This window comes from Micromonospora sp. NPDC004336 (genome assembly GCF_053602615.1).
The window spans coordinates 15,831-36,023 of record NZ_JBSGDY010000039.1; the positions used below are offsets into that span (position 1 = coordinate 15,831).

The 20,193-nt window shown below is 73.6% G+C and carries 17 protein-coding genes; 8 read left to right on the forward strand and 9 right to left on the reverse strand.

Translation table 11 applies throughout. The features are described 5' to 3' along the window. Positions 1-176 precede the first annotated feature (176 nt). The 6 genes from ACWENR_RS11360 to ACWENR_RS11385 form a co-directional block, all read right to left on the reverse strand. Positions 177-1,358 carry an ROK family transcriptional regulator gene (locus tag ACWENR_RS11360; RefSeq protein ID WP_452276893.1) on the reverse strand — a complete coding sequence of 394 codons (1,182 nt, stop codon included), beginning with the start codon at positions 1,356-1,358 and terminating at the stop codon, positions 177-179. A 27-nt stretch (positions 1,359-1,385) separates the two neighbouring features. Then, the gene (locus ACWENR_RS11365; protein ID WP_452276894.1) at positions 1,386-2,645 is read right to left on the reverse strand and encodes a sugar ABC transporter permease; all 1,260 of its coding nucleotides are present in this window, start codon (positions 2,643-2,645) and stop codon (positions 1,386-1,388) included. After that, complete coding sequence (locus tag ACWENR_RS11370) at positions 2,642-3,457, reverse strand: ATP-binding cassette domain-containing protein (protein WP_452276895.1); 816 nt, start codon at positions 3,455-3,457, stop codon at positions 2,642-2,644. The genes ACWENR_RS11365 and ACWENR_RS11370 overlap by 4 nt, the downstream gene beginning before the upstream one ends. A 111-nt stretch (positions 3,458-3,568) precedes the next feature. Next, entirely contained in the window at positions 3,569-4,663 is a 1,095-nt protein-coding gene (locus ACWENR_RS11375; RefSeq protein WP_452276896.1) for a sugar ABC transporter substrate-binding protein, read from the reverse strand. 347 nt (positions 4,664-5,010) lie between these two features. Continuing rightward, positions 5,011-5,490 carry a Cys-tRNA(Pro) deacylase gene (gene ybaK, locus ACWENR_RS11380; RefSeq protein WP_452276897.1) on the reverse strand — a complete coding sequence of 160 codons (480 nt, stop codon included), beginning with the start codon at positions 5,488-5,490 and terminating at the stop codon, positions 5,011-5,013. A gap of 40 nt (positions 5,491-5,530) precedes the next feature. Further along, on the reverse strand, positions 5,531-6,760 hold the full coding sequence (locus tag ACWENR_RS11385) for a THUMP-like domain-containing protein (protein ID WP_452276898.1): 1,230 nt from the start codon (positions 6,758-6,760) through the stop codon (positions 5,531-5,533). 249 nt (positions 6,761-7,009) lie between these two features. Here ACWENR_RS11385 and groES point away from each other — a divergent pair, with 249 nt between their 5' ends. Next, a complete protein-coding gene (gene groES / locus ACWENR_RS11390) occupies positions 7,010-7,324 on the forward strand; it encodes a co-chaperone GroES (RefSeq protein WP_088998427.1) in 315 nt (104 codons plus the stop codon). 70 nt (positions 7,325-7,394) lie between these two features. Then, a complete protein-coding gene (groL, locus tag ACWENR_RS11395) occupies positions 7,395-9,047 on the forward strand; it encodes a chaperonin GroEL (RefSeq protein ID WP_452276899.1) in 1,653 nt (550 codons plus the stop codon). A 141-nt stretch (positions 9,048-9,188) separates the two neighbouring features. Here groL and ACWENR_RS11400 read toward each other — a convergent pair whose 3' ends face one another. Then, entirely contained in the window at positions 9,189-9,572 is a 384-nt protein-coding gene (locus ACWENR_RS11400; RefSeq protein WP_452276900.1) for a WhiB family transcriptional regulator, read from the reverse strand. A gap of 254 nt (positions 9,573-9,826) precedes the next feature. Between ACWENR_RS11400 and ACWENR_RS11405 the strand changes: the two genes are divergently transcribed. Further along, positions 9,827-10,639, forward strand: a complete 813-nt coding sequence (locus tag ACWENR_RS11405) for a response regulator transcription factor (RefSeq protein ID WP_452276901.1) — start codon at positions 9,827-9,829, stop codon at positions 10,637-10,639. A 30-nt stretch (positions 10,640-10,669) separates the two neighbouring features. On the opposite strand, the gene ACWENR_RS11410 is transcribed toward ACWENR_RS11405, so the two are convergent. After that, positions 10,670-11,080, reverse strand: a complete 411-nt coding sequence (locus ACWENR_RS11410; RefSeq protein ID WP_452276902.1) for a DUF5319 domain-containing protein — start codon at positions 11,078-11,080, stop codon at positions 10,670-10,672. Between the two features lie 184 nt (positions 11,081-11,264). On the opposite strand from ACWENR_RS11410, the gene guaB reads away from it, so the two are divergent. From guaB to ACWENR_RS11430, 4 genes are all read left to right on the forward strand, one after another. Then, a complete protein-coding gene (guaB, locus tag ACWENR_RS11415; protein WP_452276903.1) occupies positions 11,265-12,827 on the forward strand; it encodes an IMP dehydrogenase in 1,563 nt (520 codons plus the stop codon). Positions 12,828-12,857: 30 nt separating this feature from the next. Further along, complete coding sequence (locus ACWENR_RS11420) at positions 12,858-13,976, forward strand: GuaB3 family IMP dehydrogenase-related protein (RefSeq protein WP_452276904.1); 1,119 nt, start codon at positions 12,858-12,860, stop codon at positions 13,974-13,976. 49 nt (positions 13,977-14,025) lie between these two features. After that, the gene (locus ACWENR_RS11425) at positions 14,026-15,435 is read left to right on the forward strand and encodes a M1 family metallopeptidase (RefSeq protein WP_452276905.1); all 1,410 of its coding nucleotides are present in this window, start codon (positions 14,026-14,028) and stop codon (positions 15,433-15,435) included. Positions 15,436-15,613: 178 nt separating this feature from the next. Continuing rightward, on the forward strand, positions 15,614-17,086 hold the full coding sequence (locus tag ACWENR_RS11430; RefSeq protein WP_452276906.1) for a M1 family metallopeptidase: 1,473 nt from the start codon (positions 15,614-15,616) through the stop codon (positions 17,084-17,086). A gap of 6 nt (positions 17,087-17,092) precedes the next feature. Here the strand turns inward: ACWENR_RS11430 and ACWENR_RS11435 are convergent, their stop codons facing one another. Further along, positions 17,093-18,220: an LCP family protein gene (locus ACWENR_RS11435; RefSeq protein ID WP_452276907.1), complete on the reverse strand. Its 1,128-nt coding sequence runs from the start codon at positions 18,218-18,220 to the stop codon at positions 17,093-17,095. A gap of 135 nt (positions 18,221-18,355) precedes the next feature. Between ACWENR_RS11435 and ACWENR_RS11440 the strand changes: the two genes are divergently transcribed. Further along, positions 18,356-20,053, forward strand: a complete 1,698-nt coding sequence (locus ACWENR_RS11440; RefSeq protein ID WP_452276908.1) for an FAD-dependent oxidoreductase — start codon at positions 18,356-18,358, stop codon at positions 20,051-20,053. Positions 20,054-20,193 lie beyond the last annotated feature (140 nt).

The following is a 20,193-nucleotide window of genomic DNA, read 5'->3' on the forward strand; positions in this document are numbered from 1 at the left end:
GCGGCGCGTGCCGTCCGCCCGTCCGCGCAGTGGTACGGACCGCCCGGCCGATCAGTTCACCGGGCCCGCGCGGCGCCTCGCCGACACGGCCGCCTCGTGGCGGCTGCCGGCCGTCGGGCGGCCGGCGTGCCGTGGCGACGGCGAGGGCCGGGCCGGACGGCGAGGGCCGGTCAGGGTCAGCCGGCGTCGAGCGGGTCGGCGAGCAGCCGCTCGAAGGCCAGCTCGGCGGCGCCGACCAGCGCCGCGTCGTCGCCGAGCTTCGGGGTCCGCAGCCGGACGTGCTCCAGGCAGGCCGGCAGGGCGATCGAGTTGAGCCGGCTGCGGACCTGGGCCGCCGCGGCGAGGTAGAGGTCGCGCATGGTGCCGCCGAAGAGGACCATCTCCGGGTTGAAGATGTTCACCAGGTTGGCGACCCCGAAGCCGAGCCAGTCGCCGGCCTGGCGGACCGCGCTTTGCGCCCGGGCGTCGCCCCGGTCGGCGGCGTCGAAGACGGCCAGCAGCGCGTCCCGGCCCCGCGCGTCGGTGCGGCCCGCCGCGCGCAGCACCGCGTGCTCGCCGATCTGGGTCTCCCAGCAGCCCCGGGAGCCGCACTCGCAGGGCGCGCCGTCGCGGACGACCACCATGTGCCCGACCTCGCCGCCGTAGCCGCCGTGCCCGGTCAGCCGCCGCCCGCCGGCGATGATGCCGGCGCCCACGCCCACGTCCCCGTACAGGTAGATGACGTTGTCGCAGCCCGCCGCCGCGCCGCGCGCGTGCTCGGCGAACGCCGCCACGTCGGCCACGTTGCCGACCGTGACCGGCACCTCGCAGCCGAGTTCGGCGCGGAGCGCCGCGCCGATCGGCTCGTCCACCCAGCCGGTGGTCTGCCCCAGCCGGACCAGCCCGTCGTCGCGGCGGACCATGCCGCAGACCGCGACGCCCGCGCCGACGCAGACCGCGTCCGCCGGCACCGCCTGCTGCATCTCCTTGACCGCCCCGGCCAGCAGCGGGGCGGCCTCCGCGGCGGTCACGCCCCGGGGCCGGGCCAACTCCCGGCGGTCGAGCACCGCGCCGCCGAGGCCGATCCGCGCGGCCCGCAGGCGGTCCACCTCGATGCTGTACGCGTACGCGTGCACCCGGTCCGACTCGGGCCGGACGACCAGCGACGGTCGCCCGGCCCGGCCGGTCTCCTTCGGCGTGCCCTCGCTGACCAGCCCGGCGCCGGCCAGGTCGGCGGTCAGCGCGCCGATGGTGCTGCGGTTGAGTCCCAGCCTGGTGGTCAGCTCCGCGCGGGTGGTGGCGCCGTGCACGTGCACGTACCGCAGCAACGCGCCCAGGTTCTGCCGACGGATCTCGTCCTGGCTCGGTCCTGCGCGCATCGTGTCGTCACTCCGGTCGTGCGGTCGTCAACGGGTGCCGGTCGCGGCGGATCGTCGGCGCGAGAGGGCGTCCACACCGGCGGCGAGGAGCAGCACCAGTCCGGTGAAGACGTACTTCAGCCCCGAGCTGAGGTTGAGCAGGTTCATCCCGTTGATGATCACCGCCACCACCGCACCGCCGAGCACCGCGTCGATCATCCGGCCCTTGCCGCCGAAGAGGCTGGTTCCGCCGATCACCGCCGCGCCGACCGCGTACAGCAGGACGTTACTGCCCCCGGTGTTCGGGTCGACCGACCTGTCCCGGCTGGCCGCGATGATGCCACCGATCGCGGCCATGGTGGAGCAGATGACGAAGGCCGAGATCCGGATCCGGTCGACGTCGATGCCGGCACGGCGCGCCGCCTCCCGGTTGCCGCCGACGGCGTAGAGGTGCCGCCCGTACGCGGTGCGGTTGAGTACGAACGTCCAGGTGACCAGGAGCAGGGCGATCAGGGGCACGACGATCGGCATGCCGCGGTTCGACGTGATCAGCGGGTTGATGCTGCGCTCCTGGTTGAGCACGTACACGGCCAGACCGAGGACGACGGCCAGTCCCGCTATCCGGGCCAGCACGACCGCCGCGGGATCGGTCTGCAGCCCGCGACCGGCGCGCTTGCGCCGCCGAAGCAACTGGGCGGTGGCGTAACCCGCGACCGCGACGCCGACGAGCAACCAGCCGAGGGTCGGCGGCACCCAGTCGTTCTCGATGGAGACGATCACCTCGTCGGCGATGGAGATGTTGGTGCCCTCCTCCATCAGCAGCAGCACGACGCCCTGGAAGGCCAGGAAGCCGGCCAGCGTGACCACGAATGAGGGGATGCCGAGTTTGGCCACCAGGACGCCGAGAGTCAGCCCGATCAGCATCCCGGTGCCGAGCGCGGCGAGCACCGCCACGTACCAGGGGTGACCGAGCACGGTCACGACGTTGGCCAGGATCGCGGCGCAGACGCCGCTGGCGAAGCCCGCCGAGAGGTCGATCTCGCCCAGCAGCAGAACGAAGATCAACCCCATCGCGATCACGGTGACGGCCGCGCCCTGGGTGAAGAGGTTGGCGAAGTTGCCCGCGGAGAAGAAGACCGGCCGTACGATCGCGAACACCGTGCAGAGGACGACGAGGCCGGTGACGGCCGGCAACGAGCCGAGATCGCCGCCGCGTACCCGGGCGAGGTAGTTGCGGACATGGCTTCCGACGGTGGGGGCCGGGGCGACGGTCGCCGGCGAACCCTGCTTCACCGCTGTGTCGGTCATCGGACGGCTCCTGACGTGGGGTCGTGCTCGGTGGCGTCGCGGCCCGTAGCCGGCTCGGTGGTGAGCCCGAGAGCGCCGGAGCGACCGACGGTGATCAGCTCGACCACCTGTGAGTGGGTGATGTCGATGGTCTTCACCTGGGCGGCCAACTGGCCGAGGTAGAGCGCGGCGATGCGGTCGGAGACGGCGAATACGTCGTTCATGTTGTGCGAGATGAGGACGACGGCCAGGCCGTTGTCGGCGAGCCGGCGGACGAGTTCGAGCACCTGGGCCGTCTGCGCGACGCCGAGCGCCGCGGTGGGCTCGTCCAGGATGACCAGCCTGCTGTTCCACAGCACCGCCTTGGCGATGGCCACGGTCTGGCGCTGCCCCCCGGAGAGGCTGGAGACGTGCTGGCGCAGTGACTTGACGGTGCGGACCGAGAGCCCGGCGAGGGTTTCGGCGGCCATCTGCTCCATGGTCGGCTCGTCGAGCACGAGGCCGTTGCGCTTCTCCCGGCCGAGGAACATGTTCTGCACGATGTCGAGGTTGTCGCAGAGCGCGAGGTCCTGGTAGACGACCTCGATGCCCAGCGCGGCGGCGTCCCGCGGGGTGTTGACGCTGACCGGGCGGCCCTCGAAGAGGAAGGTGCCGGAATCGGCCGGGTGGATGCCGCTGATGCACTTGACCAGCGTCGACTTGCCGGCGCCGTTGTCGCCGACGAGGGCGGTCACCTCGCCGGAGTGGACGGTGAGGTCGACGTCACGCAGGACCTGGACGGGGCCGAAGCTCTTGTCGATCCCACGGAGTTCCAACAGGGGGGTCGCTGACACGGGGTCTCCTTCGCCAGATGTGGAGGATCGCGGAGCTCCGCCTGCTGTCGGCACCGCCCGGCACGGGTTCCCGTGCCGGGCGGCGGGTGGGCGGCGGAGTGCGCAGTCGGGTCAGCTGATGCCGGCGTCGGCGCAGAGCTTGGCGTACGCACCGGTGCAGACCTGCTCCTTGGTGACGTAGCCGTCGGCCACGACGTCCTTGACGTTGTCCTTGTAGATCGCCTTCGGAGCGAGCAGCACGGAGGCCACGTCACGGCCGCTCTGCGGGTCCCTGACCGTCTGACCGGTGTCCTTACGTTCCCCCTTGGCCAAGGCGATGGCCAGCTCGGAGGCCGCCTTCGCCTGCTCGCGGACCGCCTTGTAGACCGTCATGCACTGATCCCCGACGAGGATGTTCTGCAGGGCCTGCGGGGTGGCGTCCTGGCCTGTGACGGGAACCTTGCCGTTGAGCTTGTTCTTCTTGAGGATGGAGATGGCGGCGTTGCCGAGAGAGTCGTTGGCGGCCACCACGCCGTTGATCTTGCCGCCGGTCTGGGTCATCATCTGCTCGAAGATGCCGCCCGCCTCGGTGGCGTTCCACTCCGGGACGGCCTGGTCCGGGCCCTTGACGTACGCGCCGGAGTCGAACTTCGGCTTGAGCACCGAGTCGTAGCCGGTCTTCAGCAGCGTGGCGTTGTTGTCGGTCGGCGACCCGTTGAGGTACGCGATCACCGGCTTCTGCGCGTTCTTCTCCGTGAGGCACCTGCTGACGCCCTCGCCCATGAGCCGGCCGACGGCCTCGTTGTCGAAGCTGACGTAGTACTCGGCCGAGCCGCCCAGCGTGAGCCGGTCGTAGTCGATCGTCGCGACGCCCTGTGACTTGGCCTTCTCCAGCACCGCCTTGCCCGTGCCGGAGTCCAGGTTGACGATCATCAGCGCGGTGACGCCGTCGGTGAGCATGCCGTCGGCGATGGTGGAGAAGCTGGACTTGTCGCCCTGCGCGTTCTGGATGTTGTACTCGACGCCGGCGGCCTTGAACGCCTCCTCCAGGAACCTGCGGTCCGCGCTCTCCCAACGCGCGGAGGACTTGCTGTCCGGGAGGATCACGCCGATCTTCGCCTTCCTGTCGCCGCCGGCCTGATCGCTGCCGGAGTCGTCACCACAGGCGGCCATGCCGCCGGTGGCCAGCAGGCCCACGGCGGCGAAGGTGAGGAAGCCCTTGCGCATGTGCAGGGTCCTTTCGGTGGAGGAAGTGACGGTGGTCGTTTGTTGTGTCCGGCAACGTATTCCGCGTCACACTCGGCACGCAAGGGTGTCGGGGTCGGAGTTTGTTGGCGGCGGTAACAATTCCGCAACGCCGACGACACGCCCACCCTCGTCTGAGCGGCTCGTCCGCGGCGGGCGTGCTGGTCGTGTACCCGCATGCGAGAGCGGGACGTCTGCCGTCGAGGGTCCTCGGCCGCAGGTCTCCCGTGCGATGGCGGGAGCGGGCGGTGCCGAGCAGCGGCGTGACGGTTCCGCGCGGGTCGCCCGGCGGTCCGCATGCCCGGCGGCGGGGCGGCCTGGCGCGCCCGTCAGCGGGCCGACAGTGGAGCGACCCGCGCGTCTGTCAGGGCCAGCAGGTCGGCCGGGGCCAGCTCGACCTGGAGACCGCGCCGGCCCGCCGAGACGTAGACGGTGGGGTGGTCGAGCGCCGACGAGTCCAGCACGGTGGGCAGCCGCCGGCGCTGGCCGAGCGGGCTGATCCCGCCGCGCACGTAGCCGGTGGCCCGCTCGGCCACCGCGCGGTCGGCCATGGCGGCCCGCTTGCCGCCGACGGCCGCGGCGAGCGCCTTGAGATCCAGCTCGCCCGTGACCGGCACGACCGCCACGGTCAACGCCCCGTCGACCTCGGCGACCAGCGACTTGAACACCCGCTCCGGCGGCACCCCCAGCGCCGCCGCGACCAGCGCGCCGTAGTTCGGCGCGTCGGGGGAGACGTCGTACGGATGGGTGCTGTGGGCGACCTTGCGCTTCACGAGCAGCGCGGTCGCCGGAGTGCCCTGTCCCGCCATGACCGTCACGCTAGCGGGGCGCGGCGCCCCACCGCCGCCCCTACCGCTCCCCGACCGGCCGGCAGACCAGCACCGTCGGCGCGCCGGCCACCCGGGTCAGCACCAGGCTGGCCGCCTCGTCGCCGGCCAGCCGCAGGTCGCGGCGGAGCTTCTCCGGCTCCAGCGCGGACCCGCGCTTGAGGATCTCCACCCGGCCGACCCGGCGGTCCCGCAGCAGCGCCCGCAGCCGCTTGAGCGAGAACGGCAGCACGTCGGTGACCTCCAGGCAGCGGGCGAACGGGGTCGCCACGGGGGTGTCCGCGTAGAGGTAGGCGATGCTCGGGTCGGCCAGCGTCGCGTCGAGGGCGTCGGCCAGCTCCGCGACGAGGTGCGCGCGGACCACCGCCGAATCAGGGTCGTACACGAATCGGCGCGCCGGCCCGACGGGCGCCTCGGCGTCGCCCGAGCCGGTCAGCTGGAAGGCGGCGACCGCCGCCGCGCCGGAGGCGTCGGGAAGGTGCCCCGCCCTGCCGCGCAGCAGGGTGGCCCGGCGGGGGACCGCGGCGAGCCGGCCGCACCACAGGGCCGCCTCGACCAGGTCGCCGTCCACGCTCACCCACTCCGCCTCGGCGCCCGCCGGGATCAGCGCGTGGTCGATCCCGGGCGCCACCTTCACCACCGTGTGCGGCACCCGCTCGGCCAGCCCGACGACGAAGTCCCAGGGCGGGGAGTAGGAGTTCGGGTCGAAGATCCGCCGCCCGGTGCCCGCCCTGCGCCGCGCCGGGTCGCAGAAGACGCCGTCGACCCGGCCCACGTCGAACGCCGTGGCGTCGCCGCACTCCACCGTGAACAGCTCGGCCAGCCCGGCCGCCTCGGCGTTGGCGGCGGCCATCGCGGCGGTCACCGGGTCGGCCTCCACGCCGTACACCCGGATGCCGGCGCGGGCGGCGGCGAGCGCGTCCGCGCCGAGGCCGCAGCCGAGGTCGGCCAGGGTGCGCACGCCGGCGTCGCGCAGGCGGGCGGCCCGCCGGTCGGCCACCGGCCGGCGGGTGGCCTGCTCCAGCCCGGCCCGGGTCAGGAACATGCCCGCCGCCCCGGGCCCGAACTTGCCGACCGCCCGGCGGCGCAGCTCGGCCTGGGTGAGCGCGGCCGCCGACAGCGCGGGCGGCAGCCCGGCCGAGCGGAGCGCGGCCGCCGCGGCCAGCGGATCGCCGCCGGCCACGCGCGCGGCCGCGTCGAGCGCGGCCGACCCCTCGGGCGTACGCAGGGCGGCGAGCTGGTCGAGATCCACCCGGTCATTCTCGCCGCCCGGCCCGACGCGCCGACCGGCGGGCTGGCACTCTCCTTGACGGAGTGCTAGCCGAGGAATAACCTGCGATTAGCACTCTCACCCCGAGGGTGCCAGCTTCCGGGCCGTCAGGTCCGGGCGCTGAACGCCAGGCGGACCGGCACCCGCGACGACGGCCCCGCCCGGTGGCATGTGGCAGATTGACGCCGGTCGGCATGCCGATCGGTAACGAAACCAGTACCCCAGGAGGGTATGCCCGTGACTACCGCGACCAAGGTTGCGATCAAGCCGCTCGAGGACCGGATCGTGGTCCAGGCGAACGAGGCTGAGACCACCACGGCGTCGGGCATCGTGATCCCCGACACCGCCAAGGAGAAGCCGCAGGAGGGCACCGTCCTCGCTGTCGGCCCGGGCCGGATCGACGACAAGGGTAACCGCGTGCCGGTCGACGTCAAGGTCGGCGACACCGTCCTCTACTCGAAGTACGGCGGCACCGAGGTCAAGTACGCCGGCGAGGAGTACCTGGTGCTCTCCGCCCGCGACGTCCTCGCGGTCATCGAGAAGTAAGCAACCGATCAGTGTCGTTGCCCCGGTCCGGCTCGCCGGGCCGGGGCAGCGTCGCTTCGAAGGGACATTCATGGCGAAGATCCTGAGCTTCTCGGACGACGCGCGGCACCTGCTCGAGCACGGTGTCAACGCCCTCGCGGACGCGGTCAAGGTGACCCTCGGCCCCCGCGGGCGCAACGTCGTCCTGGACAAGAAATTCGGTGCGCCCACGATCACCAACGACGGCGTGACCATCGCCAAGGAGATCGAGCTCACCAACCCCTACGAGAACCTCGGCGCGCAGCTGGTCAAGGAGGTGGCGACCAAGACCAACGACGTCGCCGGCGACGGGACCACCACCGCCACCGTGCTGGCCCAGGCCATGGTCCGCGAGGGCCTGCGCAACGTCACGGCCGGCGCCAACCCGGCCGGCCTCAAGCGGGGCATCGACGCGGCGGCCGCCAAGGTCTCCGAGGCGCTGCTCGGCCGCGCGGTCGAGGTCGCCGACAAGGAGTCGATCGCGCACGTCGCGACGATCTCCGCGCAGGACGCCACGATCGGCGAGCTGATCGCCGAGGCGATGGAGCGGGTCGGCCGCGACGGCGTCATCACCGTCGAGGAGGGCTCGGCCCTGCACACCGAGCTGGACGTCACCGAGGGCCTCCAGTTCGACAAGGGCTTCATCTCGCCGAACTTCGTCACCGACGTGGAGTCGCAGGAGTCGGTCCTGGAGGACCCGTACATCCTGATCACGACCCAGAAGATCTCGGCGATCGAGGAGCTGCTGCCGCTGCTGGAGAAGGTCCTCCAGAACAGCAAGCCGCTGCTGATCATCGCCGAGGACGTCGAGGGCCAGGCCCTGTCCACCCTGGTGGTCAACTCGATCCGCAAGACCCTCAAGGTCTGCGCGGTCAAGGCCCCCGGCTTCGGTGACCGCCGCAAGGCGATGCTGCAGGACATGGCGATCCTCACCGGCGCCGAGCTGGTCGCCCCGGAGCTGGGCTACAAGCTCGACCAGGTGGGCCTGGAGGTGCTCGGCACCGCCCGCCGCGTGGTGGTCGACAAGGAGAACACCACCGTCGTCGACGGTGGCGGCCAGGCGAGCGAGGTGGCCGACCGGGTCGCGCAGATCCGCAAGGAGATCGAGGCCTCGGACTCCGACTGGGACCGGGAGAAGCTCGCCGAGCGGCTGGCCAAGCTGTCCGGCGGCATCGCGGTCATCAAGGTCGGCGCCGCGACCGAGGTCGAGATGAAGGAGCGCAAGCACCGCATCGAGGACGCGATCGCCGCGACCAAGGCCGCGGTCGAGGAGGGCACCGTCCCCGGCGGCGGCGCCGCCCTGGCGCAGATCATCCCGGCGCTCGACGACGACCTCGGCTTCACCGGTGACGAGAAGGTCGGCGTCTCGATCGTGCGCAAGGCGCTGGTCGAGCCGCTGCGCTGGATCGCCCAGAACGCCGGCCACGACGGCTACGTCGTGGTGCAGAAGGTCGCCGGCAAGGAGTGGGGCCACGGCCTCGACGCCGCCACCGGCGAGTACGTCGACCTGGCGAAGTCCGGCATCGTCGACCCGGTGAAGGTGACCCGCAACGCGGTCAGCAACGCCGCGTCGATCGCCGGCCTGCTGCTCACCACGGAGAGCCTCGTGGTGGAGAAGCCGGAGAAGGCCGAGCCGGCCGCCGCCGGCGGGCACGGCCACGGCCACGGCCACGGGCACGGCCACCAGCACGGCCCGGGCTTCTGACCCTCGCCGTACGCGACACACAGGGCGCGCCGTCTTCGCGACGGCGCGCCCTGTGTGCGTCGCGGCCCGTGTCGTCGCCCCGGACGCACGAACGCCGCGCCCCGGGTCGGGGCGCGGCGTCCGGCACGTCGGTGCGCGAAGTCAGGCGATCTTGCGCTGGGCGGGGACGGTCGACTTGTGCGGCCGGCCCAGGCGGGCCTCCAGCCGGGCGACGTCGACCCGGGTCTGCCGACGGTCGGCCAGGTCCTCCCAGCCGAGGGCGAGCAGCCGCAGCCGCTCCGACTCGCTGAAGCCGCCCCACACGCCGTACGGCTCCCGGACGGAGAGCGCGTGCGCGGCGCACTCGGCGCGGACCGGGCAGGCGCGGCAGACCGCCTTGGCCCCGGACTCGCGGCGCAGGCGCGACGAGCCGCGCTCGCCGTCGGGGTGGAAGAACTGCGCGCTGTCCCGGCCCCGGCAGGCACCGAGCCGCTGCCAGTCCCAGAGGTCGACGATGGGTCCGGGCAGTCTGCGTACGTTCGACATCAGCACCCCTCCTCCCGCGCGGCACCGCGCAGATCCTGGTGAATCGGCGTCCGGGCGACGGTCCGCGCAGGCGCGCCGTTTCCGGCCTGGATGCTCCCTACCCGAGCTTTCCCCGGCTCACACTTCTGTGATCCAAAACTTCGGACAACTCGCGGCATATGCCCTACTTGTCGGAAAAGTTCGGAGGATTGTCGGGAACCCCCTCGCGACTCGACCCGGCCGTGGTCTGCTCGTTGGCGGAGAGGAGACCCACTGTGCGTACGGTTCTCGTGTGCGTTCGGACACCGCTTGCGGCGCAGCATCTGACGTCCGCGGCGGCGCGGCTGGGGCTGTCCGCCGTCGTGCGGACCGCCGTCTCCGATCCCGAGGTGATGTTGCGGCTGGCCGAGCGCCCGGCCGACGTGGTGCTCGCCGACACGGCCCTCACCAGACCGGACAGCGCGGGCTTCGTCCGGCGGGTGCTCGCCCGCGCGCCCCAGGCCTCCGTCCTGCTGCTCGGCACCGAGGAGTCGGAGGCCGCCGCCGCCACGATCAGCGCCGGCGCCCGGGGCCTGATCCAGGGTGCCGACCACGACCTGACCAGCGCGGTGGCCAAGGCCCTGCTGCTGCTCTCCTCGCCCGGCCGGACGACCCGCCCCCGCGTCACCGATCCGGCGCGGGACACCGCGGCGGTCGGCGGACCGGTCCGCGCCACCCCGTCCGGTCGGTCGCCGGCCGACCCGGGCTCCGCCTGGTCGGCGGCGGCGGCCGACGGCGCGGGCGCCCCGACGGTGGTGCCGGCGCAGCGCGGCGACGACCCGGCCGAGCCGACCGACGCCCCGCCCGCGGGGCAGCAGCGGGCCGCCTCCGGCGGGCGCGGCGGCCGGTCCGCGATCGGGCTGACCGAGCGTGAGCTCCAGGTGCTGCTCGGCATGGCGGAGGGCAAGAGCAACGCCGAGATCGGCCGGGAGCTGTTCGTCTCGGAGGACACGGTGAAGACCCACGCCCGCCGGCTGTTCCGCAAGCTCGGCGCGCGGGACCGCGCGCACGCCGTCGCGGCCGGCTTCCGCGCCGGCCTGGTGGCCTGATCGCGCGGTGCCCTGCTGGCGCGGCCGGGGTCAGCGGTCGGTGTCGGGCTCCTCGTCGGTGCCCTCGGTCAGGGTGTCGTGCACGCCGTCGGCGTAGCCCCGCGCGTAGTCCCAGGTGACGTAGTGGTCCGGGTCGGGGTCGTAGGCCGGCTCGTGCACCCGGGGCCGCCCGGAGCTGAGCAGGTGACGCAGGTTGCCCCGGAGCAGGTCCCAGTCGAAGTAGTGCGGCTCCCGGCAGTCCTCGCACTCGATGACCAGCCCGCGCACCCCGACCGGCGCCAGCAGCGCCTGGTAGATCTCCAGGTCGGCGAGGTCCTCCAGCACGTCCTGGCGCTCGACGTCGGTCAGCGGGTCGAGCGGGGCGTCGTCGCCCGCGTCGTGCAGACCGGCGGCCGGATCGGCCGGGTCGCCGTTGAAGGGGTCGATGGGCTCGTCGTGCACCCCCTCACCGTAGACCCAACGCCGGTGCCGCGTCCGCCCCCGGGCACCGGTGACCTGGGCCGCCACCGGCGGGGACGGCCCAGGCCGGTGGGTACGATGGGACGACGCGCCGTCACCCGGCGCGCGCCCGTGCCCGCGCGCGCCACCTCGCTGAAGCCCGTCCGAGCAGCTCAGGGGAGCAATCGTGGAATTTTCGCCCAGCACCGATCTTCCGGCCGGCGCCGACAACGGCGAGGTGGGCGGCCACCTGCCGGAGCTGCCCGCCGGCTCGGCCCGGGTGGTCCCGCTCGGCCTGACCTTCGACGACGTGCTGCTCCAGCCGGGCGAGTCGGACGTGGTGCCCAGCCGGGTCAACACGGTGACGAAGCTGACCCGCAACATCAACCTGAGCATCCCGCTGCTGTCCAGCGCCATGGACACGGTGACCGAGGGGCGGATGGCCATCGCGATGGCCCGTCAGGGCGGCATCGGCGTGCTGCACCGCAACCTCTCCCTGGAGGACCAGGCGCTCCAGGTCGACCTGGTGAAGCGCTCCGAGTCCGGCATGATCACCAACCCGGTGACCGCCAGCCCCGACGACACGCTGCGCGACGTCGACGCGCTCTGCGGGCGCTACCGCATCTCCGGAGTGCCGGTGGTGGACGGCGAGGGCCAGTTGGTCGGCATCGTCACCAACCGCGACATGCGCTTCGTCTCCGACCCGGCCACCCCGGTCCACCAGATCATGACCCGCACCCCGCTGGTCACCGCCCCGGTCGGGGTCAGCAAGGACGACGCCCTCGGCCTGCTGCGCCAGCACAAGGTCGAGAAGCTGCCGATCGTCGACGGGTCGGGCAAGCTGCGCGGGCTGATCACCGTCAAGGACTTCACCAAGAGCGAGCAGTACCCGAACGCGACCAAGGACGACGCCGGCCGGCTGCGGGTCGCCGCCGCCGTCGGGGTGGGCGACGACGCGTACAAGCGGGCCAGGACGCTTGTCGACGCGGGCGTCGACGTGCTGATCGTGGACACCGCGCACGGCCACCAGCGGGCCGTGCTGGACATGGTCCGCCAGCTCAAGAAGGACGTGACGATCGACATCGTCGGCGGCAACGTCGCCACCTACGCCGGCGCGCGGGCGCTGGTCGAGGCGGGCGCCGACGGCGTGAAGGTCGGCGTCGGCCCGGGGGCGATCTGCACCACCCGGATCGTGGCCGGGGTGGGCGTACCGCAGATCACCGCGATCATGGAGGCCGCGCGGGCCGCGCGGCCGGCCGGCGTCCCGGTGATCGGCGACGGCGGCATCCAATACTCGGGCGACATCGCCAAGGCGCTGGTCGCCGGCGCCGACACGGTGATGCTCGGCAGCCTGCTGGCCGGCTGCGAGGAGAGCCCCGGCGAGCTGATCTTCATCAACGGCAAGCAGTACAAGGCCTACCGGGGCATGGGTTCGCTCGGCGCGATGCAGTCCCGGGGGCAGGCCAAGTCCTACTCCAAGGACCGCTACTTCCAGCAGGACGTGCTCGCCGAGGACAAGCTGGTCCCCGAGGGCGTCGAGGGTCAGGTGCCCTACCGCGGGCCGCTGTCCGCGGTCGCCCACCAGCTCATCGGCGGGCTGCGCGCCGCGATGGGGTACGTCGGCGCGGAGAGCATCCCCGAGCTGCACCGCCGGGGCCAGCTCATCCGGATCACCGCGGCCGGGCTCAAGGAGAGCCACCCGCACGACATCCAGATGACCGTCGAGGCGCCCAACTACCACTCCCGCTGACCCACCACCCCCAACCACCTGGAGTCCCCCATGCGTGACGTGGTCGAGATCGGGCTGGGCAAGACCGCGCAGCGCGGCTACCACCTGGACGACATCGCCATCGTGCCGAGCCGCCGGACCAGGGACGTCGACGACGTCTCCACCGCCTGGCAGCTCGACGCCTACCAGTTCGGCATCCCCTGCGTCGGGCACCCCTCGGACGCGACGATGAGCCCCGCGTCCGCCGTCCGGCTCGGCCAGCTCGGCGGCCTCGGCGTGCTCAACGTCGAGGGCCTCTGGACCCGCTACGAGAACCCGGCCAAGGTCCTGGAGGAGCTGGCCGCGCTCGACGAGGACGCCCGCACCACCAAGCGGCTCCAGGAGGTCTACGCGGAGCCGATCCGTCCCGACCTGATCGCCGAGCGGGTCCGCGAGCTGCGGGCCGGCGGCGGGACGGTGGCGGTGCGGGTCAGCCCGCAGCACACCCTGGCGCTGGCCCCGGTGATCCTCGACGCCGGCGTGGACATCCTGGTCATCCAGGGCACCATCGTCTCGGCCGAGCACGTCTCGACCACCGAGGAGCCGCTCAACCTCAAGGAGTTCATCGCCGACCTCGACCTCCCGGTCGTCGTCGGCGGCTGCACCGACTACAAGACGGCGCTGCACCTGATGCGCACCGGCGCGGCGGGCGTGATCGTCGGCATCGGCGGCGACGAGTGGTCCACCACCGACTCGGTGCTCGGCATCCGGGTGCCGATGGCGACCGCGATCGCCGACGCGGCGGCGGCCCGCCGGGACTACCTCGACGAGACCGGCGGCCGGTACGTGCACCTGATCGCCGACGGCGACATCGAGACCTCCGGCGACATCGCGAAGGCCCTCGGCTGCGGCGCGGACGCGGTGATGCTCGGCGAGCCGCTGTCGCTCTGCGCGGAGGCGCCGGCCGGCGGTGCCTGGTGGCACTCCGCCGCCAGCCACCCGTCGCTGCCGCGCGGCGCGTTCGAGGCGGCCGGCGAGCCGCTCGGCTCGATGGAGCAGCTCCTCTTCGGCCCGGCCGACGAGCCGGACGGCCAGCTCAACCTCTTCGGCGGGCTGCGCCGCGCGATGGCCAAGTGCGGCTACCGCGACCTGAAGGAGTTCCAGAAGGTCGGCCTGGTCCTCGACCGCTGACCTGCGCAAGCGGCACCACCCGCACCGGCCGCGCCGATAGGCTCGGCCGGTGCGTCGTACCCGCCGTCGGATCCGCCCCAGGCTCGCCGTCGCCCTCGTCGCGGCGCTGACGTTCACCTCCTGCACCGGCGGCGGCGAGCGGGGCGAGTTCCGGCCGGGGGCGGCCGACCTCGCCGACCCGTACGTGCCTGGGGCCGGCAACGGCGGCTACGACGTGGACAACTACCGCCTCGCCGTCCGCTACGACCCGCCCGGCGACCGGCTGACCGGCCGGGCCGTCGTCACCGCCACCGCCACCGCGCCGCTGTCCCGGTTCAACCTGGACCTCGCCGGGCTGGACGTGTCGCGGGTCAGCGTCGACGGCGCGCCGGCCCGGTCCGCCCGCGACGGCGACGAGCTGGTGGTCACCCCGCGCGACGGCCTCGCCCGGGGCGCCCGGTTCGCCGTCGAGGTGGACTACTCGGGCGTGCCGTCGGCGCGGGCCGACGGGCAGCTCGGCAGCGGCGGCTTCCTGCACACCGACGACGGCGCGATCGCGCTCGGGCAGCCGTGGTCGGCGGCCACCTGGTTCCCGGTCAACGACCACCCGTCCGACAAGGCCACGTACGACATCGAGGTGACCGTCCCGGCGGGGCTGGCCGCGCTGAGCAACGGGGTGCCGGGGGAGCGGACGAGCGCCGACGGCTGGACGACCTGGCGGTGGGCCGAGCGGGCGCCGATGGCGAGCTACCTGACGACCCTGGTCATCGGCGACTACCGGGTGCGGACCGGCACGCACGCCGGCCGGCCGATCGTCACGGCGGTGCCGGCGAGCCTGCCGGCGGACGGGCCGGAGGCCGCCTCGCTGGCCCGCACCGGCGAGATCGCCGACTTCCTGGCCGGCCGGTTCGGGCCGTACCCGTTCGACTCGTACGGCGGGATCGTGGTCACCGACGCCCGGGTCGGCTACGCGCTGGAGACCCAGTCCCGACCGGTCTACGGGCCGGGCTTCTTCCGCGGTGGACGCCCCAACCCCGGCGTGGTCGCGCACGAGCTGGCGCACCAGTGGTTCGGCAACAGCGTGGCGCTGAGCCGGTGGCGCGACATCTGGCTCAACGAGGGCTTCGCCAGCTACGCGGAGTGGCTGTGGGAGGAGCACGACGGCGGCCGCACCGCCCAGCGCAACTTCGAGCTGGAGTACGCCGCCACCGACTGGTCCCGCCCGGTCGTCGACCCCGGCCGGTCGGGGTTGTTCGGCACGGCCGTCTACAAGCGCGGGGCGCTCACCGTGCACGCGCTGCGCCGCACGGTCGGCGACGACGCGTTCTTCCGCGTCCTGCGCACCTGGACGGCCGAGCGGCGGGACGGCAACGCCACCACCGAGGACCTGGTCGTGCTCGCCGAACGGGTCTCGGGGCGGTCCCTGCGCCCGCTCTTCGACGCCTGGCTCGCCGGCCGCACCGCGCCCGCCCTGCCCTGACGCGCCCGCGCCCGGACCGCCCTGCCGCCGGCTCCGGGGCGCACTCGGTAGGCTGCCGCGGACCGGCCGGGGGCACGACCCGGCGCCGTCGTCCGGCGGCGGGCGGGGTCCGGCGGGCGCGGCACGGGCGGCGGCCCGCCGCGCGGACGGCCGGCTAGGCAGGGGAGGGGACGAGGCGATGACGCTGTCGCGGCGGGTTCTGCGCGCGGGCACCGGCCTGCTGCTCGGCGGGACGCTCGGGCTGACCGGGTGCGGGTCGGCCGACGAGCCGGCCCCGGAGCGGGCCACCGCCACCGCCACCGCCGCGTCGCCGGGCGCGGGCCGCCAGTTCAAGCCCGGGGCGGCCGGCGCCGGCGACGGATACTTCCCGACCTACGGCAACGGGGGGTACGACGTCAGCCGCTACGCGATCAAGGTCCGCTACGACCCGGAGAAGGACCGGCTCACCGGCACCACCACCGTGCAGGCGGCCGCGACCGCCGACCTGTCCTCGTTCAACCTGGACCTGGCCGGCCTGACCGTCCGGTCGGTGACCGTGGACGGCGCCCCGGCCAGGCACAGCCGCAAGGACGACGAACTGGTGGTCACGCCGGCCACCGGCCTGATCGCGGGCAACGGCTTCGTCGCCGAGGTCGCGTACGAGGGCGTGCCGGAGCCGCTGCGCAACGAGACCCTCGGCGTCGGCGGCTTCCTGCACACCGACGACGGCGCGATCGCCCTCGGCCAGCCCGAGTCGGCGAGCACCTGGTTCCCCGTCAACGACCACCCGTCGGACAAGGCCACCTACGACTTCGAGATCACCGTCCCGAAGGGACTGACGGCGGTCAGCAACGGCGTGCCGGCGGGGCGGAGCACGGCCGGCGACTGGACCACCTGGAAGTGGTCCGAGCGCGACCCGATGGCGAGCTACCTCAGCACCGTGGTCATCGGGAGGTTCCGGATCACCGAGGGCGAGCACAAGGGACGGCCGGTGTTCCACGCGGTCACCACCGGCCTGCCCGAGGGCGCGGCGGACCGGTCGATCGCCGACACGGTCGAGGTGGCCGACTACCTGGAGACCGTCTTCGGGCCGTACCCGTTCGGGTCGTACGGCGGCGTGGTCATCTCCGACGCCCGGATCCGGTACGCGCTGGAGACGCAGAGCCGGCCGGTCTACTCGGCGGCCTTCTTCTCCGGCGGCGACAACACCGGGGTCGTCGCCCACGAGCTGGCCCACCAGTGGTTCGGCAACAGTGTGTCGCTGGCCCGCTGGCAGGACATCTGGCTCAACGAGGGGCTGGCCACGTACGCCGAGTGGCTCTGGGCCGAGCACGACGGCGGGCGCACGGCCCAGCAGGCGTTCGACGCCCGGTACGCGGGCTCGTCCGGGCAGGTGTGGCGGACCCCGCCTGGCGATCCGGGGGTGGCGAACCTGTTCAGCGAGTCGGTCTACCAGCGGGGCGGAATGACCGTGCACGCGCTGCGGGTGGCCGTGGGCGACAAGAAGTTCTTCGAGATCCTGAAGACGTGGGCGGCGCAGAAGCGCGACGCCAACGCCACCACGACCGAGTTCGTCGCGCTGGCCGAGCGGATCTCGGGCAAGCAGCTCGACGACCTCTTCGACGCCTGGCTGCGCGGCACCGAGCGCCCCGCCCGGCCCGAGCGCCGGTGACCGCGGTCAGCCCTTGACGCGCAGCTCCGGGTGGGCGGCGAGGTACGCGTCCGCCCGGCCGGCGCGCAGCTCGGTGAGGAACTTCCGGCCGGTCGGTTCGAGCTGCTCGCCCCGGTAGGCGCTGCCCTTGCCCACCCCCTCGCCGGGCAGGCCCACCAGCACGAACCGGTCCGGCGAGAGCCCGCCGAGGGCGTACGCGACGTCGACGATCCGCGGCCCGCCGGCGTAGACCAGCGTGTCGCCGAGGGCGTCGGCGACCTGCTGGACGCGCTCCGGCTGCCGGGCCAGGTCCTCGTCGAGGATCTTGGTCACCAGCGCCTTGACGAGCTGCTGCTGGTGGCGCTGCCGGGCGTAGTCGCCGCCGGTGATGTAGCGCTGGCGGGCGTAGTCCAGCGCCTGCCAGCCGGTGAGGTGCCGCTCGCCCTTCTCGTACACCATCTGCGGCCCGACGTAGCCCCCGCCGCCCGGCGCGGGCTCCCGGTGCCGGCCGTCGGGGCGGCGGTGCAGCGAGACGACCCGCTGGTCGACGTAGAGGTCCACCCCGCCGAGCTGGTCCACGAGCTTGTCGAAGCCGTTGAAGGTGAGCACCGCGCCGGCGTCGATGCGCAGCCCGGTGTAACCGCTGACCGTGCTGCGCAGCAGCTCGTACCCCTGGGCGGTGCTCGGCTGCTTGGGCTTGCCGGGCACCCGGCTGCCGTAGCTCATCGCGTGGGTGAGCTTGGTCCTGCCGCCGCGGTAGCCGGCCTTGGGGAAGGCCGGGATGTCGACCAGCAGGTCGCGGGGGAGGGAGAAGAGGTACGCCCGGTCGAGGCCCTTCGGCACGTGGACCACCAGCACGGCGTCGCCGTGCGGCTCCCAGCCGGGCACGCTGACCCGGGTGTCCACGCCGACCAGCAGGAGGTTGAGCGGGCCGGTGATGCCGGCGCCCGGCGGCGTCGTGGGGCTCGGACTGGGGCTGGGGGTGGCGCTCGGGCCGGGCGTGCCGGTGGCGGCGGTCGGGCCGGGCCGCCGTGGCCCGTCGTCGCCGACGAGCCGGGTGACCACCAGCGCGCCGACGGCGACCAGCGCCACCACCGCGAGGGCGACCAGCCCCAGCACCCACCTCGGGCGTTGCGCTCCTGTCCCCTGAGCCATGGCGACACCCCCGTGTGAGACAACGTTCGGACGCCGGGCCCGGGTTCGGGTGGGCGCGCCCGGATCGACGGACCGGAGCATGATCGCGCGAAACCCGTGCTGGCGCGATGGCTACCGACCGGTAATGATGCGTGCATGCGGTACGACGTGGTCGTCATCGGGTCCGGCTTCGGCGGCAGCGTCACGGCGCTCCGGCTGGCCGAGAAGGGCTACTCGGTCGGGGTGCTGGAGGCGGGCCGGCGCTTCGCCGACGACGAGTTCCCCGAGACCTCCTGGCGGCTGCGCCGGTTCCTCTGGGCGCCCCGCCTCGGCTGCTACGGGCTCCAGCGGCTCACCCTGCTCCGGGCGGCCGACCGGCGGGCCGGCGGCGGCGTGCTGGTGCTCTCCGGGGCCGGGGTGGGTGGCGGCTCGCTGGTCTACGCGAACACGCTCTACGAGCCGCTGGACGCCTTCTACGCCGACCCGCAGTGGCGGGACGTCACCGACTGGCGTGCCGAGCTGGCCCGCCACTACGACCAGGCCAAGCGGATGCTCGGCGTCACCACGTACCCGGTCGCGACCCGGGCGGACCGGGCGATGCGGGCGGTCGCCGAGCGGATGGGGGTCGGGCACACCTTCCACTCCACCCCGGTGGGCGTGCACATCGGGATGCCCGGCCGGCGGGTCGCCGACCCGTACTTCGGCGGCGCCGGCCCGGAGCGTACGGGCTGCACGCACTGCGGCGGCTGCATGACGGGCTGCCGGCACGGCGCGAAGAACACGCTGGTCAAGAACTACCTGTGGCTGGCCGAGCGGCTCGGCGCGGTGGTGCACCCGCTGACCACGGTGACCGCCGTGCGCCCCGCCGAGGGCGGCGGGTACGAGGTGCACACCGTGCGTACCGGCGCCTGGCTGCGCCGCCGACGCCAGGTGGTCCACGCCGATCAGGTGGTCTTCGCGGCCGGCGCGCTCGGCACCCAGCGGCTGCTGCACGAGATGAAGGCGACGGGCGCGCTGCCCGCGCTCTCGCCCCGCCTGGGCGAGCTGACCCGGACCAACTCGGAGGCGATCCTCGGCGCCTCGGTGCCCCGGCGGCGGGCCCGCGCCGAGGGGCTCGACCTCACCGAGGGGGTGGCGATCACCAGCTCGTTCCACCCCGACCCGCAGACCCACATCGAGCCGGTCCGCTACGGGCGGGGCTCCAACGCGATGGGCCTGCTCCAGTCGCTGCTGGTCGACGGCGGGCCGCGCCGGGTGCGCCGCTGGCTGGGCGCGCTGCTGCGCCAGCCCGGGCTGGCGGCGCGGATGCTCTCGGTGCGCGGCTGGTCGGAGCGTACGGTGATCGCCCTGGTCATGCAGTCGGTGGACAACTCGCTGACGACCCGGCTCCGGCGTGGCCCGCTCGGCCGGCGCCTGGTCTCCGGGCCGGGGCACGGCGCGCCCAACCCGACCTGGATCCCGGCGGGCAACCAGGCGGTCCGGCTGCTCGCCGAGGAGATCGGCGGTACGCCCGGCGGCGCGCTGACCGAGCCGTTCGACATCCCGGTGACCGCGCACATCCTCGGCGGGGCGGTCATCGGCGTCACCCCGGCCGAGGGCGTGATCGACCCGTGGCACCGCGTCCACGGTCACCCCGGGCTGCACGTGGTCGACGGCGCGGCGGTCTCGGCGAACCTCGGGGTCAATCCGTCGCTCACCATCACCGCCCAGGCGGAACGCGCGATGTCCTTCTGGCCCAACAAGGGCGACGAGGACCCCAGACCCCCGCTGGGCTCCCCCTACCGCCGCCTGGACCCGATCCCACCCCACCACCCCGCAGTCCCCCCCACCGCCCCCGCCGCCCTCCACCCCTAACCCCCCTCCCCACCCCCCCCGCGCCCCCACCCTCGCCGTCGATCTTGCACTTTCGGCCCTCGATATGCGCCTTTCGCGTGGTTTGTCGGGGCAGGAAGTGCAAGATCGCGCGCGGGTGAGGGCGAGGGCGGGGCGAGTGT